General features: G+C 70.1%; 18 protein-coding genes. 4 read left to right on the top strand and 14 right to left on the bottom strand.

Features of this window, described 5'->3' with window-relative positions:
• Nucleotides 1-476, top strand: a 476-nt coding sequence (locus tag D7X55_RS08040; RefSeq protein ID WP_121722702.1) for a hypothetical protein, incomplete at its 5' end; no start/stop codon positions are given.
• 8 nt (nt 477-484) lie between these two features.
• On the opposite strand, the gene D7X55_RS08035 is transcribed toward D7X55_RS08040, so the two are convergent.
• The 4 genes from D7X55_RS08035 to D7X55_RS08020 all read right to left on the bottom strand — a co-directional run bounded on the left by D7X55_RS08035 (nt 485) and on the right by D7X55_RS08020 (nt 4,169).
• Complete coding sequence (locus tag D7X55_RS08035; protein WP_199746896.1) at nt 485-742, bottom strand: hypothetical protein; 258 nt, start codon at nt 740-742, stop codon at nt 485-487.
• Nucleotides 743-748: 6 nt separating this feature from the next.
• Nucleotides 749-1,606 (bottom strand): Fpg/Nei family DNA glycosylase, encoded by an 858-nt coding sequence (locus tag D7X55_RS08030; RefSeq protein ID WP_121722701.1) that lies wholly within the window; start codon nt 1,604-1,606, stop codon nt 749-751.
• Between the two features lie 124 nt (nt 1,607-1,730).
• The gene (gene rtcA / locus D7X55_RS08025; RefSeq protein ID WP_121722700.1) at nt 1,731-2,747 is read right to left on the bottom strand and encodes an RNA 3'-terminal phosphate cyclase; all 1,017 of its coding nucleotides are present in this window, start codon (nt 2,745-2,747) and stop codon (nt 1,731-1,733) included.
• A 186-nt stretch (nt 2,748-2,933) separates the two neighbouring features.
• Nucleotides 2,934-4,169 (bottom strand): RtcB family protein, encoded by a 1,236-nt coding sequence (locus tag D7X55_RS08020; RefSeq protein ID WP_120547989.1) that lies wholly within the window; start codon nt 4,167-4,169, stop codon nt 2,934-2,936.
• A 147-nt stretch (nt 4,170-4,316) separates the two neighbouring features.
• Here D7X55_RS08020 and rtcR point away from each other — a divergent pair, with 147 nt between their 5' ends.
• Nucleotides 4,317-5,948, top strand: coding sequence for an RNA repair transcriptional activator RtcR (gene rtcR, locus D7X55_RS08015; RefSeq protein ID WP_121722699.1), 1,632 nt, complete (start codon nt 4,317-4,319; stop codon nt 5,946-5,948).
• Between the two features lie 41 nt (nt 5,949-5,989).
• Here rtcR and D7X55_RS08010 read toward each other — a convergent pair whose 3' ends face one another.
• From D7X55_RS08010 to D7X55_RS07975, 8 genes are all read right to left on the bottom strand, one after another.
• Nucleotides 5,990-6,616 (bottom strand): hypothetical protein, encoded by a 627-nt coding sequence (locus tag D7X55_RS08010; RefSeq protein ID WP_121722698.1) that lies wholly within the window; start codon nt 6,614-6,616, stop codon nt 5,990-5,992.
• 2 nt (nt 6,617-6,618) lie between these two features.
• Nucleotides 6,619-7,638 (bottom strand): hypothetical protein, encoded by a 1,020-nt coding sequence (locus D7X55_RS08005; protein WP_147442720.1) that lies wholly within the window; start codon nt 7,636-7,638, stop codon nt 6,619-6,621.
• 11 nt (nt 7,639-7,649) lie between these two features.
• Entirely contained in the window at nt 7,650-8,492 is an 843-nt protein-coding gene (locus tag D7X55_RS08000; protein WP_121722697.1) for a hypothetical protein, read from the bottom strand.
• A 22-nt stretch (nt 8,493-8,514) separates the two neighbouring features.
• Complete coding sequence (locus D7X55_RS07995; RefSeq protein WP_121722696.1) at nt 8,515-9,864, bottom strand: M24 family metallopeptidase; 1,350 nt, start codon at nt 9,862-9,864, stop codon at nt 8,515-8,517.
• 288 nt (nt 9,865-10,152) lie between these two features.
• The gene (locus tag D7X55_RS07990) at nt 10,153-10,371 is read right to left on the bottom strand and encodes a hypothetical protein (protein WP_120547995.1); all 219 of its coding nucleotides are present in this window, start codon (nt 10,369-10,371) and stop codon (nt 10,153-10,155) included.
• Nucleotides 10,372-10,473: 102 nt separating this feature from the next.
• Nucleotides 10,474-11,340: a tetratricopeptide repeat protein gene (locus D7X55_RS07985; RefSeq protein WP_120547996.1), complete on the bottom strand. Its 867-nt coding sequence runs from the start codon at nt 11,338-11,340 to the stop codon at nt 10,474-10,476.
• A gap of 149 nt (nt 11,341-11,489) precedes the next feature.
• Complete coding sequence (locus tag D7X55_RS07980; RefSeq protein ID WP_120547997.1) at nt 11,490-11,969, bottom strand: anti-sigma factor; 480 nt, start codon at nt 11,967-11,969, stop codon at nt 11,490-11,492.
• Nucleotides 11,966-12,547, bottom strand: a complete 582-nt coding sequence (locus tag D7X55_RS07975; RefSeq protein ID WP_120547998.1) for an RNA polymerase sigma factor — start codon at nt 12,545-12,547, stop codon at nt 11,966-11,968. Before D7X55_RS07975 ends, D7X55_RS07980 begins: the two co-directional genes overlap by 4 nt.
• 436 nt (nt 12,548-12,983) lie before the next feature.
• Between D7X55_RS07975 and D7X55_RS07970 the strand changes: the two genes are divergently transcribed.
• Both D7X55_RS07970 and D7X55_RS07965 read left to right on the top strand, forming a co-directional pair.
• Entirely contained in the window at nt 12,984-13,535 is a 552-nt protein-coding gene (locus tag D7X55_RS07970; RefSeq protein ID WP_014395291.1) for a hypothetical protein, read from the top strand.
• Complete coding sequence (locus D7X55_RS07965) at nt 13,532-14,122, top strand: tRNA-uridine aminocarboxypropyltransferase (protein WP_120547999.1); 591 nt, start codon at nt 13,532-13,534, stop codon at nt 14,120-14,122. Before D7X55_RS07970 ends, D7X55_RS07965 begins: the two co-directional genes overlap by 4 nt.
• 18 nt (nt 14,123-14,140) lie before the next feature.
• On the opposite strand, the gene D7X55_RS42835 is transcribed toward D7X55_RS07965, so the two are convergent.
• Nucleotides 14,141-14,692, bottom strand: a complete 552-nt coding sequence (locus tag D7X55_RS42835; RefSeq protein ID WP_147468313.1) for a hypothetical protein — start codon at nt 14,690-14,692, stop codon at nt 14,141-14,143.
• On the bottom strand, nt 14,685-15,806 hold the full coding sequence (locus tag D7X55_RS07955) for an AAA family ATPase (protein ID WP_121722694.1): 1,122 nt from the start codon (nt 15,804-15,806) through the stop codon (nt 14,685-14,687). Before D7X55_RS07955 ends, D7X55_RS42835 begins: the two co-directional genes overlap by 8 nt.
• Nucleotides 15,807-15,810 lie beyond the last annotated feature (4 nt).

Raw genomic sequence — 15,810 nt, 5'->3', positions numbered from 1 at the left:
GGCAGGGCCTGGGCGCGCTGGAGGTGGAGGCGCGGGCGCGCTTCGACTGGTTCAAGCTGGGCGCGTCGCTGGAGCTGGTGGGCCGCAAGGAGGTGGTGCGGCGCGGGGCGTTCAGCCTGGCGCCAACGCTGGGCCTGGGCCTCGTGCTCAACTCCGGCTCCACGTACATGGACGACGACAACTTCTCCGGCGTGCTGGTGCGCATCCTGCCGGGGATGGTGGCGGGCTTCCGCGTGGCGGACACCGTGGCCTTGCTGGGCCTGGTGGACGTGCCCATCGACCTGGGGCTCACGGGCGACAAGCAGCGCCGCTTCCAGGCGCTGGGAGGCCTGGGCGTGGAGGTCTACCTGGGCGGCAACGTGTCGCTGCTCGCGGCGGGACAGGTGGGCGTGGAGACGTTCCAGGAGCGCGCGGGCGCGGGCCACACGCGGCTGGGGCTCACCGGGCGCGTGGGCCTGGGGACGCGGCTGTTCTAGAAGTCACCCTAGAAATCCGGCGGCGGGCTCTGGCGCGGCGTGCCCATCAGCTCCAGCGCGCGCATCGCGACGCGGATGAGCGTCTGGGCGCAGGGCTCGCAGCCTCCGCCGCAGCAGTGGGGCCAGCGCCCTTCCGGGTCACGCAGGAGCGGGCGCACGCTGGACTGGTAGTAGCTGGGGAACTGAAGCTCCTCGCTCGCGCGCGCGAGCGCGTCATCGAGGGACAGGGGCGAGGGGGCGGGAACGTCGGACACGCTCCCGTTCATAACAGCTCAGAGCAGGGACGTCTGCGCTGGAGCCTCCGTCGCGGCGCCGTCCGCGGGCTGGCAGTGCGAACACCAGTGCGTGTTGCGGCCGCCGATGCGCAGATGCGACACGGGCGTGGCGCAGCGGGGACAGGGCGCGCCCGTCTTGCCGAAGACGTTGCGCCGGTGCTTCGCCTGCCCCTGCACGCCGAACAGGTCGCGCTGCGTGCCGCGTAAGCGCAGGCCCTCTTCCAGCACGTCGCGGATGCCCTGATGCAGCCGGATGATTTCGGAGGGGGACAGGGAGGACGCCAGGCGCCGGGGGTCGATGCCCGCGACCCACATGCTCTCGTCCGCGTCGCGGTTGCCCAGCCCCGCGAGCACGCGCTGGTTGAGGAGCACCGTCTTGAGCGCGCTGAGCCGGCGGCGAAGCAGCTTCGCCAGCACCTCCGGCGTGAAGGCCGCATCCAGCGCCTCCGGCCCCAGTTCCTCCAGCTTGAGCTGCGAGGCCAACAGCGCAGTGGGCCCCAGCGCCACGCGCGCGTAGCCCAGCGTGTCGGTGAGCTGGAGCTCCTCGTTGCCCTCCAGCGTGAGGACGACGAGCGTCTCGGGAGGCCGTTCGCTGCCCACGGGCTTGAGCTGCAGCTCGCCCCAGAGCATGAAGTGCAGCGCGAGCGTCTGCCCGTCATCGAGCGTGAGCAGCATGAACTTCGCGCGCCGCTCGGCCGCGAGCACCTTGCGGCCCGTGAGGCTCTGGATGAAGTCCGGCGGCGAGGTGAAGCGCACCGCCGCGGGCACCAGCACTTCGGCGCCCACGAAGCGCCGGCCCACGACAGCCTGCTTCAGGTCGCGGACGATGATCTCGACTTCAGGGACTTCGGCCACGCTCGAGCCTCCCCTACAGGTCACAACGTAGGAAGGCTGCGAGGTAACGCCATGGGTTGAGCCCCGCTGAACGGGGGCCTCGTCCGACCGCAGGGCGTCCGGCCGGACAAGGGCCCCCCTTACGTCAAGCGCGCACCGTCACCTCGTGCACGTCGCGCTCCAGCTCCCGCACGTCCACCTTCACGTCGAGGAAGTGCGCCATCGTCTCCCGCTGCGTGAGCGCGTGGCTGTCCAGCGCCAGCGTGCGGAACTGGCCCCCCTTCGCCAGGGCACAGAGCAGCAGGAGCTGATCACACAGGTGCTCGCCCACGGGCACGCCCGCGTCCAGGTAGCGCTTCGTCTTCGCGGCGACCTCCTCGGCCACGACCTCCGCGCGCTTGCCGCGCTCGCCGAAGCCGGTGAAGACCTCGGTGACGTGTTCGCTCTCCACTTCGACGCGCAGCACGTTGCCCGGGCCGAAGGCGCGCTTGAGCTCTTCCGGCCGCTGCTGATCCGGCCGCAGCTTCAGCACGGCGGCCACGGTGTCCAGCTCGCGCTTCGCCACGTCGAAGGGGATGGACGCCACCAGGGCCACGGCCTCCGTGCGCAGCACCCGGCCGCGCTCCAGCAACTGGAGCGGCTGGAGCTTCGCGGGGTGGATGTCCACGCGGAAGCGGCCTCCTCCGGCCGGATAGAAGCCCGGGCGCTCCAGCGTCACGTCCACGCGCGGACCCATGCGGCGCAAGAGCGGCAGGTACGCCTTCTCCAGGAAGTCGAACGGCGGCGCCGCCGGGTTGTGCGTCCCGCCCTCCAGCATCAGCGTGGAGGCCCCTTCCGCGTGCAGCAGCGCGGGCAGCACCGTCTGGAACACCAGCGTCGCGCTGCCCGCCGTGCCCACCGCGAAGTGGTAGTTGCCCGCCGTCAGCGCGCGCGGGTGGAAGGACAGCTGCTTGGAGCCCAGCTCCGCGCCCGTCACCTCCGCGGCGCCCACGGCCTCCGCGGCCTTGAGCGCGGTGAGGTGCTGGCGCAGCAGGCCCGGCTTGGCGCGGCCGGCGCGCACGTTGACCATCTCGAAAGGCGTGCCCGTCACCAGCGACAGCGCCAGCGCGGTGCGCAGCACCTGGCCGCCCCCCTCCCCCTGTGAACCATCGATGCGAACCATGTGCGTGGTGCTCCTTTGCGCGCTCGCGGACGTGTGCAGCATCCCATCCCTGATTACAAAAAATAGCGGCGCCCGCTCCCCCACCTTAACGGCCGCTCGCGCGGACCTCTTCGGGGGAACGGGCGCCTCGGTGGCTTCATCCCGGCATGGGCACCTCGATGGACGGCGGGTGGGGCTTCGCTTCGGCTATCCCTTCACGCACACCACCTGCTTGAGCGTGTGGACGACCTCCACCAGGTCCGCCTGCGCGGCCATCACGGCGTCGATGGGCTTGTACGCGGCCGGCGTCTCGTCAATCACGTCCACGTCCTTGCGGCACTCGACGCCCGCGGTCGCCTTCGCGTGGTCCTCCAGCGTGAAGCGCTTCTTCGCCGCTTCGCGCGACATCACCCGGCCCGCGCCGTGGCTGCACGAATGGAAGGCATCCGCGTTTCCCTTCCCGCGGACGATGTAGGAACGGGCCCCCATGCTGCCGGGGATGATTCCCATGTCGCCTTCACGCGCCCGCACCGCGCCCTTGCGGGTCACGAAGCAGTTCTTTCCGAAGTGGTGCTCGCGCGAGATGTAGTTGTGGTGGCAGTTCACCGCGGACTCGGACAGCTCGAACGGAGGCAGCTCACCGCTCGCCTTCAGGGCCTGCACCGCCGAGTGCAGCATGAGCTCGCGGTTCATCGCCGCGAAGTCCTGCGCCCAGCTCACCGCGAAGACGTAGTCGTGGAAGTGCTCCGTTCCCTCCGGCAGGTACGCCAGGTCCGCGTCCGGCAGGTGGATGAAGAAGCGCTCCATGTCCTGCTTCGCCAGTTCAATGAAGTGGCTTCCGATGCGGTTCCCCACGCCGCGCGACCCCGAGTGCAGCATCAGCCACACGCCATCCGACTCATCGACGCACAGCTCGATGAAGTGGTTCCCGGTTCCCAGCGTTCCCAGGTGCGCCAGCTCCGGGCCACGGCCGATGCGCGGGTGCTTCGCGACAATCTGCTGGTACCCCTCCGCCAGGCGGGCCCAGGCAGCGGTATGCGTCGCGGGCGAGTCCTTCCAGGCCCCACGGTCGTTACGACCGCCGTTGTCCGTCCGGCCGTGCGGCACCGCCGCCTCGATGGCCGAGCGCACCCCGCGCAGCGAGTCCGGCAGCTGATCCGCGCGCAGCGTCGTGCGCACGGCGATCATCCCGCAACCGATGTCCACGCCCACCGCCGCCGGCACCACCGCGCCCACCGTGGGCACCACGCTCCCGACCGTCGCGCCGTAACCGCGGTGCACGTCCGGCATCACGGCGACCCACTTGTGGATGAAGGGCAGGCCCCGGAGGTTGCGAAGCTGCTTCTTCGCCTCGTCCTCGAAGGGCACCCCCACCGTCCACGCCTTGATGGGGCGGCCCGCTTCGTCCGACAGCACCTCGTAGTTCGCGTTCATGCGGTCCATGGCTCTGCACCTTTCGGTCGTTCGACCCGGGCGCTGTGTCCCGGTCACGTGGGGGAGCTAGAGCAGCCCGCGTGCCAACGCCGTCCCCGAGGGGAGCCCCCCAGGCAGGCTGGAATTCCCTATCCCATGGGATAAAATCCTATCCTGATGGCTCAAAAGGCGAAGACACGGCGGACGGTCGTCATCGGGATGCTCGGGACGACGCTGGACACGGGGGTGGGCGCCCAGCGCTGGACGCGGTGGCGGCCCACGGTGTCGCTGTGTCAGCAGGCGGACCTGCTGGTGCACCGGCTGGAGCTGCTGCATCCGCCCACCGCGACGTCGCTGGCGGCGGTCATCCAGGAGGACATCGCGAGGGTGTCCCCGGAGACGGAGGTGCGCCTCACGTCACTGCCCATCCGCGACCCGTGGAACCTGGAGGAGACGTACGGCGCGCTCCTGGACCACGTGCGCGCGCAGTCCTTCCATCCGGAGGAAGAGGACTACCTGGTGCACATCACCACGGGCACGCACATCGCACAGATCTGCATGTTCCTCCTGGTGGAGAGCCGGCTGATTCCGGGCCGGCTGGTGCAGACGTCCCCGGGCAAGGGGAAGGAACACGGGGCGGTGGGGACGCACGCCATCATCGACCTGGACCTGTCCAACTACGACACGCTGGCGGCGCGCTTCCGGCAGCAGCAGCGCGAGGGCCTGTCGTTCCTCAAGTCCGGCATCGACACGCGCAACGCGGCGTTCAATCGGATCATCGAGCGGATTGAACAGGTGGCGGTGCAGTCCCGAGCGCCGCTGCTGCTGACGGGCCCCACGGGCGCGGGCAAGTCACAGCTCGCGAAGCGCATCTACGCGTTGAAGAAGGCGCGCAACCAGGTGACGGGGCCGTTCGTGGACCTGAACTGCGCCACGCTGAGAGGTGACGGCGCGATGTCCACGCTCTTCGGCCACGTGAAGGGCGCGTTCACGGGCGCGGTGGGAGACCGGCCCGGGCTGATGCGGCAGGCGAACGGCGGCGTGCTGTTCCTGGACGAGATTGGCGAGCTGGGCGCGGACGAGCAGGCCATGTTGCTGCGCGCGCTGGAGGACAAGCGGTTCCTGCCGGTGGGCGCGGACAAGGAGGCGGAGAGCGACTTCCAGCTCATCGCGGGGACGAACCGGGACCTGCAGCTGGACGTGGAGCAGGGTCGGTTCCGGGAGGACCTGCTCGCGCGCATCAACCTGTGGACCTTCCGGCTGCCCGCGCTGCGCGAGCGTCCGGAGGACATCGCGCCGAACCTGCAATACGAGCTGGATCAAGCCTCACAGGCGCTGGGGACACGGGTGACGATGAGCAAGGAGGCGCAGGAGCACTTCCTGCGCTTCGCCACGTCCCCGGAGGCCCGGTGGAGCGGCAACTTCCGGGACCTCAACGCGGCGGTGCTGCGCATGTCCACGCTGGCGGCCGGTGGGCGGATGACGCGCGACGTGGTGGACGAAGAGCTGGAGCGGCTGCGGTCGCAGTGGCGGCCCGCGGGCGCGGCGGCGGCGTCCGGGAACGAAGCGGTCCTGGTGGAGGTGATGGGAGCCACGCGCGCGGCGGAGCTGGACCGGTTCGACCGGGTGCAGTTGGCGGACGTGGTGACGGTGTGCCGTGCCGCGCGCTCGTTGTCGGACGCGGGCCGGACGCTGTTCGCCCGGTCGCGTGCGCAGAAGAAGAGCGTCAACGACGCGGACCGGCTCCGGAAGTACCTGGCGCGCTTCGGGCTGGCGTGGTCCGACGTGAGTGGCCGCGACGCGGAGTGACGCCCCCGTGGGCCCGGCCAGGCCCACGGGGAGGTCTGGCTTCAGCGGAAGGCGTCCGCGATGGAACGGCATCGCGGCGTGGCCAGGGCCTCGTCGAGCACCCGGACCTCCCCCGCTTCGGGAGAAGCCGGGACGGGTGCGTTCGCGTGGCTCAGCCACGCGGGCGGCACCATGCATTCGAAGGTGAGCGGTCCCTCGAACGTCGCGCGCACGCGGCCGTCCTTCTCGCGCACCTCGCCCTTCGCCTGATTCCCGGTGACGGTCAGCTCCAGGGTGCCCTCGTCCATCGCCATCTCGGGCTCCCCGGCCCGCTGGTAGTCCACCACCGCGAGGCCGGGGCCCAGCACGTTCATCGGAGTGAGCCTCGCGGTGGCGCGTTTCGACGTGAAGAACTCATCCCCCACCGACATGCGGAAGCGCCAGGTGCTCCCGTCCTCCGCCTGGGCGCTCAACATCACGGCCCTCATCGTGTCGGGGGGATGCTCCACGAAGGCGACGCTGAACCGCACGGAGGGGGCGGAATAGGTCCGGTCGCCCGCCCGCACCGTGGCCGCGCCGCGTGGCTGGGGACGCTCCGCGGTGAGCGCTTGACGCGACGTCACCCGCTCCTCCTTCGGCTTCGCGCAGGCGCTCAGCAGCAACGCCACCACCAAGGCTCCGTGCCGCATGCTCAGCACCCCACCCGCAGGACCATGGCGCTGACGGTGGTGTTGTCGTTCTCCTTCAACTCGTCCACCGCGCCCGCCGGATCCATGTCCAGGTAGACGTAGTACGTGTTGAAGGGCAGCGACGCCGGCACCGTGAAGCCCAGCGAGTAGATGCCCTCCGAGAACGCGCCCAGCGAGTGGTTGAACGTGCCCACCACGTTGGTGGACTCGTAGTAGCCATTCGGCGGCGCCGTGGGGCTCAGGCGCACGCGCATCGAGTACGACGACACCGCCGCGTTGCCCAGGTTGCCCACGTAGAACTTCACGCTCTGCGCCGTGCCCCGGCACACCGACTTCGTGCCAGACGGGTCCAGCGTCTGCGCCACGTCCCCCACCACGCCCATGGCGGACGGCAGCAGGTTCGGCTTCGTCACCGAATAGCCGTACAGCGCGTTCATCCCCTGCGCGTTCGTGGGCCACAGCGTGGAGGACTCATAGCCCCCCGTCACCAGGTGCGGCGGCGAGGTGCGCAGGATGCTGTGCCCGCCCTCGTGCTTGAAGCCGAAGAAGTGTCCCGCCTCGTGCACGAACGTGCTGCGGCCCGACGTGCCGAACGCGCTTCCAATGCGCGGCGTGAAGTCCAGGTCGCTGGCGATGCAGACGTCCGCCTCGTCGATGCCGTTGCTCCCGATGAAGCACAGGCCCACGACGGAGTAGGTCACGCCGTTGTTCCCGTCGATGGACGCCCGGTCACACAGGCCAATCTCGTTCTGCCCGTCGCTGTGGTCCAACGCGCAGTCCGTCGCCGCGTTCACGTTGTAGCCACTGACGATGTGGGACAGGTCGTCCCACTGCCTCAGGCCGTTCCAGTACGCCGCGTTCACGTTGCCGGAGTCCGGGATGCTGCACCGGTTCCGGTACACGGCCGGCCCGCTGTACCACTTCACCGGCGTCCCGTTGCACGTGTCCCACGCGGCGGCGCCCGCCTCCGTGCCGCCCAGCACCAGCGCAGCGACGGCGCCCACGAATGTCGTTGTCTTCATGGCGGACCTCATCACGGCTGGCCGGGCGGGACGTCCCGCCCGGGCTGGAGGGGAACGGCACCCGGCACCGGAGTCGCGCCCACCGCGGGCGTCACCGGCACGGACAACGACGACGCGGCGGTGACGGGTTCCTCACGGAACGCGCCCGCCACCGTGAGCCCGCGCGCGCGCAGGTGGCTCTGGAGCAGGGAGAGGAACGCCTCGCGCTCCATGCCCTCCGGAGCAGCACTCCGAGCCTGGGCCTCCGCGCGCAGCGCCGGACGCGCGCCCATCAGGTCCACGGTCTCGAACACCGGCGCCGTCTGACGCACGCCCGCCGAGCCCACGCCGGACACGAGCCCGCCCTCGGCTCCCACCAGCACCTCGCGGCCTCCCACCGGCTCCACGCGGAAGGCGTGCTCGTCCAGCACCGGCGACAGGCTCCACCCGGTGTTGCGCAGGAACACCACGTAGCGCGCGCCCCGGACGAAGCGCGGCACGTGGCTCACCACCAGCTGACGGCCATCCGGCAGCAACCCACCGGCCTGCTTGAGCCGCAGCTCCCGAGGCGCCGCGCCCAGGTGCGCCCGCACGTTGCCCAGCGTCACCACCGTCCACGGGCCCGTGCGCGGCGAGAACTCACTGCGCACGTCGGTGACCTCGCCCTCCACCACGGAGGCCGTCTGGTCCAACAGGCTGAGCAGGCTGTCCACCGCGCGCGGCGGCCGGAGCGACGCTTCCGCGGCCAGCGGGCTCTCCTGCCTCGCGGGGGCTTCGTCCCCAGTGGCCGCGCTGCACCCCGTGAGTCCCAGTCCCAGGAGGAGCCACGCGCGCCCCTCCCTTCCGAACGTCGTCCATGGCCTGCCCACGCGCATCACGTCCGCTCCCTTCGTGTCTTCAGTGGATGAGATAGAAGGCGCTCTGGCGCTCCACGAAGAACCGCCAGCCTTCGTCCGTCAGGTACGCCGGATCTTCCTGCATCACCGCCACCGGCTGCCCGCCCCACTCTGGCACGGGGGTGGTGGTGCTGAGCTCGACGGCGAGGTACGAGCCCTTGCGCAGCAGCCGCGGCACCTCCGAGCGCGACGCCGCGCGGAAGTCGATGGAGGCGCCCAGCGCGTGGCCCTGCGCGCCCAGCGGATGGCTGTAGACCTTGGCCTCGATGCCCTTCTCCTTCATCTCCGCCATGGTCGCGTCGTAGACGTCCGCCGACGAGCGCCCCGGCCGCGACGCGCGCAGCATCAGCGCGTCCTGCAGCGTCTGCGTGTTCGCCAGCGCGCGCTTCAGCCCCTCCGGCGCGTCCGTCTCTCCGTCCTTCAGCACGTACGCCATCTTCTGCCAGTCCGTGCTCATGCCCAGCGCCGAGACGCCGAAGTCCACGTGCACCAGGTCTCCGCGCTGGATGACCACCGCCTCGTCCGCCACCGCCAGGAAGCCCCGGGAGAAGCCGTCCTTCATGCCCTGCCGCTGCACGCGCAGGTCCGGCTGGAACCACGTGCCCACGCGCGCTTCGTACAGCGCGTCGTAGAGCCAGCGGCGCACCTCGCCCACCGTCGTCTTGCCGGGCACCACCACCTCGTTGGAGAGCGCCCGCTTCACCAGCGACTCCGTCAGCACCACCAGGTCGCGGTAGGCGTTGAACTCGCCGGGCAGCCGCGTGTCCAGGTACTCCTCGATGAGCGGCGCCGCGCTCACGAAGCGCGCCTCCGCCGTCGGGCCCAGCGCCTCCACCAGCCACTTGTAGCTGTCATGCGTGAGGCTGCGCGTCACGCCGCGCCGCCCGTCCATGGCCAGCGCGATGGTGCGCGGGTGGTAGCGCGCGTCCAGGTCCGCCAGCGCCTCCGCCTGCTTGTGCTCCACCGGAGGCGAGGTGAAGAAGCGCGTCACGGCCTCCGTGGCGTAGCCCGTCAGCGCCACCTTCTGGAGCCCCGCGTCACCCGCGTCCACGAAGACGAACACGTCCCGGTTGCCCACATAGGGCATGGGCGGCGCGACCCAGGCCGTCAGCGGATCATCGTGGAACTCCTCGTTGACCACGACCCACATGCCCACGCCGTGGCGGCGCATCATGTCCAGCAGCAGCCCGTGCCGCTCCTTCAGCCAGCCCTCGCGCAGGGCCTGCTCCTGGGACGGCGGCGGAACGGGAGAGGACACCGGAGCAGCGGTGTCGCGCACGGGCGCGGTGGCACACGCCACCAGGCAGCCCAGGCTCAGGGCCGGCAGAAGGACTCCACGCCAACGGTTCATGTCGGGTACTCCAGGTCGGGAAGAAGGCCCGGCAGCGTAGCGCGCCCGAAAAAAACCGAAGCCCCCCGATCCCGGACCCATGGGGTCCGGGAACGGAGGGCCTGGGGCGCATTCCCAACCGCTCACCCGCTCGGGTGGCCTTGCTCCCACTCGCTTCCGGGTCCTCGTCCCCCCCGGTCCGGGACACCTGGAACCCGCCCGCCTCTCGGCTGACGAATCCTCTGGAAGCGGCGGCCCTCCCCCGAAGGCCGCGTGGAGCGCGGACACCCAACCGCGCGCGCCGTTACCTCAGTAGCTGGCGACCCAATCCAGGTCGCTGTCCTCAAAGTCGAAGAGCGACTCCTCCCCTTCCTTCCGGGAGGCCTCTTCCCCATCCCCCTCTTCCTCGTCGACCCGGTATCCCCTGGGCTCCCGGGCCTCGTCCTGCGGCCGCACGCCCGAGCCCCCGTTGGAGCCGGGCGCCCAAAGCGCGCCGTCCCCCTGGCTCCACGCATCGATGCGGAACATCGCTTCCCCCCGGGTGCGGTGCCTTTGCCGTCCCTCACGCCGCCGCCACGCCGCGCCTCGATAATTAGACGCCGACCCATAAAATCCTTGGGTCGCGGCTAATCATTTCAAGAAGTGACTCCCCTGCCTCAGCGCAAGTGCCCGGATTCCGGCCTCTTCGCTCCACCCCGGCTCCCCCCGGCGGGCCACGGCCTCGAAGGCCTCCGCCGCCTGGAGCGAGCGCCCCAGGGCCCGGAGCACCAGGGCCCGGTTCCACAGGGCCTGGGGATGGTCCGGTGCCTGACGCAGCACGCCTTCGCACAGCTCCAGCGCCCTCGGGAGGTCGCCCGCCGCCATGGCCACCACGGCCCGGTCGCTGTCCCGGTCCAGCGACGGGGCGCTGCGCGACAGGAAGTCCGCGGCCTGACGCAGCTCGCCGCGCACGAGGTACGCCGCCGCGATGCCATGCAGGTCCCCGCGCTCCTCCAGCGCCGCCAGGGTCCGCAGGGGCACGGGCGCTTCGGACGTCAGCGCCGTCCCCTCTCCCGGCCCCGTCCGCACGGGGACGTAGGGCAGGTAGCGGTCCGCGGCCGGGTACGCGATGCGCGCCTCCAGCTCGCGCGCGGAGGCCTCCGCCCGCCACGCGTTGCCCGGCCGGAAGCCGTCCCCGGTCGTGAGCGCGGCGAGCGCCCCCAGCCCCATGGCCAGCACCGCCCCCAGCGCAGGGCGCCACCGGCCCGAGGGCAGGGAGAAGCGCGGCAAGCGCGACAGCGGCCGGCGCACGGCGACGGAGGATGGCGGAGGTGGCGCGTCGTTGTGGGCCACGGCGCCACACAGGGCCTGGACGCTGAGCATCTCCAGCTGCATGGCATCATGCAGCCCGCTGGCGCACGCACGGCAGAGGGCCAGGTGGAGCCGGAAGTGCTCCTCGTCCCCCGACTCCAGTTCCCCATCCAGGAACCGGTAGAGCTTCTTGCACCAGGAATCCATCGAGTATCAGGGCCCGAGTCGCGAGGCCGCCTCCCGTCCCTTGCGAAACGCGAGCGGAGGCAATCCTTGGTGGATTCCGCTCCCAGCGTCCGGCACCCGCTTCCCCGCCTGCCCCCCAGGGAGGAGCAGGCGGCCGGAACCCACGCGGTTCAGCGGCGCGTGCGCGGACGCAGCAGCGTTCCGCCGGAGCGGCTGGAGCGCGGGCACGGGAGGCGCGGCACGCTGACGGCCTCCACGGACTCCGTCTTCGCGAACCAGGGGCAGCAGTTGGCGCACCCCGGGCAGCGGCGGCGGAAGCGGCGGGCGCCTTGGTGCCAGGCGCGACCCTCGCGCTCCGGCGGTGGGGGCACCTGGGCCTCGAGCACGTCCTCCTTCCAGTGCTCCGGCACGTCGTCCCAGTCGGCCCCGGGCACGGTGTCGCGGGCCTGGCGGGCGGACACCCAGCGCTCGCTCTCCGCCGCGTCCTCCAGCGCCAGCCGCGCCAGCATCTCCAGTTGCAGGAGGTCGTGGAAGCGCCGGGCGCAGACGTCACAGTGGGCCAGGTGGGCGCGGATGCGGCGCTGGTCCTCGGCGGACAGGCTTCCGTCCAGGAAGGGCTGGAGGTCCTCACACTCACACGCGGTGCTCATCGTTCCCTCTCCTGGCGGCGGCGTTCCGCGGTGTCGTGGAGCATGGCCTTGAGGCGGCGGCGGGCGTGGAAGAGCCACGTGCCCACCGTTCCCGCGCTGGGGGTGTTCATCCGCCGGGCGATCTCCGCGTGGCGCAGGCCCCGCGCGTGCAGCTCGAACGCCTGGCGCAGCTTTTCATTCAGGCGGGCCACCGCCTGACGCAGCTCGTCCTCCGTGACGTACTCCCACTGCTCGGGCTCCGGCGCGGCCTCCGGGTCCTCGAAGAGCATGTGGACGTTGTGCAGGTCCACCCGGCGGTCCGTCTCCGCGCCCTGGCGGCGGCACTGGTCCAGGAAACGGTTGTGCAGCACGCGCACCAGCCACGCGCGCCGCGCGGGCTCCGGCCAACGCTTGAGCCGCTCCCATTGCAGGAGCGCGCGCAAGAGCACGTCCTGCACCAGGTCGTCGCAATCACTGGCACTCTTGCCACAGACGTTGCGCGCGATGGCCACCAGCACCGGCTGATGGCGGATCGCGAACGCGGCGAACTCCCCTCCAGAGCCCTCCCGGACTGGCGGCTCCTCCCTCCCTGGCACCATGAGACCGCCTCCCTTCCCTCCAGAAAACGCAGAGGGTCGGATTCTTTTTCTCTTACGGATGCGACAAAACCTGTCGCGCTTCACTCCGCGTCACGGCGGCCAGTGCGGCTGGAACACTTCAAGCCGACGCCAATTCCTTGCATGGAATAGACAGACATCCAGGCACTCCCCGATTCAATTCCTCTCCGTGGGTGTGTCCTGCCTCCGGGTGGGGTGAGCCCGCCCGGCCTTCCGAAAAAGGCCGGGAAAAAGGGCGCCCAGCATGCCCCAGCGGCGGGCGCTGGCCGGAGGCTTTTCGCGGCCGCAGGGCCCCTCCGGGTCGCGTTCCGGGGCCGGGGGACGGCTCCCGGGGGGCCTGGGAAGCGCGTTCCGGTGCAACTCCCCCCTTGCGTGCCTGGGGAGTCCTTTGGTCCTCTTGGGTCACCGCCGTATGCCCATGGAAACCGCCGCCGACAGCCGAGAGTACCGCGTGGTCTTCTTCTGCCCCGCGTCGAACGCCCGGCTCGAGCGCCTGGAGGTGCCGGTGCGCCGGCTCCTGTCGCGCATCCAGGCACCGCCCGCGGAGCTGGCCCCGCTGAGCGAGGCCGGGGCGCTGACGGAGGCCGGGTGGCAGGTGTACCTGGTGCGTTCGCTGACGGAGCGCAGCGCGGCGCAGGCCATGGCCGCCTACGTCAGCGAGGCCACCTGCGCGCTGGCCGCGGAGGTGGACGCGGAGGTCCTGGGCCTCTACGTGGACGTGTCCGGGGACTCCGCGCGCATCTGCCGGTGCGGCCCGGAGGACGGGCCGGAGACCTTCGCTGGGCGCCGGCAGGCCGCGCTCACCCGCACGTCCGAGTGGCTGGAGGTCGCCCCCGCGAGCCTGTCCGCCCTCTTCCAGCTGGATCCGCCGGACGCTGAATACGAGCCGGACGCGGACGACCGCTTCGTCGAGGAGAAGCTGCGGGAAGCGCGAGCCCTGATGGAGCGCTACCGCACCGCGGCGAAATGAGGTCCAGCACCCCGGAGGACCTGTCGGGCCGTTGTGAGCGGTGCTACCTGCCCACGGCCCTGTGCCTGTGCGCGGAGGTGCCCGTCATCCCCACGCGCACCGAGCTGCTGATCATCCGGCACAACAAGGAGTCGCAGAAGAGCACCAACACGGCGCGCATCGCTGCGCTGGCCCTGCCCCGCTGCAGCATCGTCTCCTATGGCGCGCCCGGAGCCCCCTTCGACGCGTCGGTGCTGGACACGCCGGACACGTGGCTCCTGTTCCCGGACGCGCCGGAGGCCGAGGGGCCTCCCCCGAAGCGGCTGGTCATCATCGACGGAAGCTGGGCGCAGGCGCGGCGCATGGTGCAGCGCGTCCCCGCCCTGCGCCGGCTGCCGGGGTTGAGGCTGCCACCGCCCGCGCCGGACACGCGACGGCTGCGCAAGCCGCCGCACCCGGACGGGATGTCCACGCTGGAGGCCATGGCCGGCGCGCTCGCGCGGCTGGAGGGCGAAGCGCTCGCGAAGCCGCTGCTCACGCTGCACGAGCTGATGATTGAGCGCGTGCTCGCGAGCCGCGGCCGGCTGGGCTGGGAGAACTACCTCTAGGGAGCGGTGGCTCGGCTGCTACAACACGCGGCGGAACTCGTCGAGCCCCAACAGGAGGGAACCGGGTGCTTGCGGGGGTTGGACGTTGCCCGCAGCATCCTGCGCGAAGGCTTCCGCGGCAGGCCAGCAGGCACTCTCGGTCCCTGTGTACTTCGGGTACGCCTGAACTTCATCCACCGGCGGGCCGTTCAGGTAAAACCGGATCCACGTCTCGATGTTCCGCTTGGGGACGAGGCGCGCGATGCGCTCGTTATCCGTTACGGGCGCTTGCCGCTGCTCCTTGAGCGCCGCGTCGAGTTGCTGCCAGCGATATTGGACCGAGTTGGCGGGATCCGCATCGACGTGGATGATCAACGCCGCGTTCACATGAGCAGTCCGATGCACCTTGATCTGTTCAGGCGCACGCTGGCGCACATAGTGCTCGCCTGCGCCGCCTCCTATGGTGGAGGGTAATGGCACCGTGCGGATATCTCGAGCCCCTACGCCTCGAGACTTCAGCGCTCGTTCAATGAAGGTTCTTGCCTGTTTATCCTCGCAGAGGATGACGTACTTGACCCCACGGCTACTCATGCGGCGGCTCCATCGGCTCCGTGGCGTCCTCCCAACCGCGCGCGACAACTTCCGCTGGATTCAGACCAGGAAGCCCGTGGAAGGGCTCGATTCGCGAAGGCCCTCCCCCCTGGCGGAAGAACCGTGTCCCATCAGAGGGAGCCAGCTGATTGAGGAACTCGGGATGATGGCTCACGAAGAAGACCTGGGGTCCGCCTTCTTCTGAGGCCGCATCGGACACGTCACGCAACCAGGGCTGAATCTCCCGAAGGGCGACGTAGTTGTCAGGCTCATCGAAGATGATCAGGCGCCCCGGTTTGATCACGGTATGGCGCAGTATGTAGAGCGCGATGAGAGCGCGCTGGCCGTCTGACAGATCAACGAAGTCCACCGAGTAGGGTGCCCCCTTGCCTGCGGAGAATCGGACTTGGAGCTGAGGCCGTAACTTATCCACCGCCAGTGCTTCAAACCCGGGGATGACCTCACGAAGCGCAGCTTGGATGCGCACGGCATCATCCAATTCATGCGTGATGAGCGGCGGGTACCACGACGCGAGATTGTGAAGGCTCTCCTCAAGCATGTCGCGTTGCGCGTCCGTGCGGCCTGACATATGGCGTGGATCTGGCCGGAAGTACCAGACGTCCTCGTCAAGCCAACGCTTGAACGCCGCGAGCTTCTTGGCACCTGGCCCGAGCGCGCTCAGCCCCGAACTGCTCGTGCGAGCACTGAAGGTGACGTCCTTAGTCCCCTTACCTCCACGTATCGTGAGGAGCCCGTTGCCAAACTCCAGAAGTGGCGTGTCGTTGCAATGAAGAGACTCGACCCCGACCCGGGTGTTCGATGGCTCCTCCTCATCGTGGTCCACCTGCAAGCGGTACTTGTAGAGATCCTGGCCCAGCCGCACATCCAGTTCTACGCGCTGGTTCAGCCTGGATTCCCACCGGGTCCGGGAATCGTGTGGGAAGCATCTACGGACCTCGCGGTCTCGCACAACCAGCGTCCGCACACTCCACAACACGTCGAGGATGGACGTCTTGCCCGAGCCGTTCTCGCCCAGCAGCAATGCTAGCTGGCCGGGTTTCCACTCGAAGTTGACGAAGCATCGGTAGTTGTCGACGTAGAGCCGCTCAAGCATTCCT

This window comes from Corallococcus sp. AB049A, assembly GCF_003668885.1.
Lineage (GTDB): Bacteria > Myxococcota > Myxococcia > Myxococcales > Myxococcaceae > Corallococcus > Corallococcus interemptor.
The sequence above is the reverse complement of the archived record's forward strand: the minus strand, read 5'-3'. Positions and strand labels throughout refer to the sequence as shown.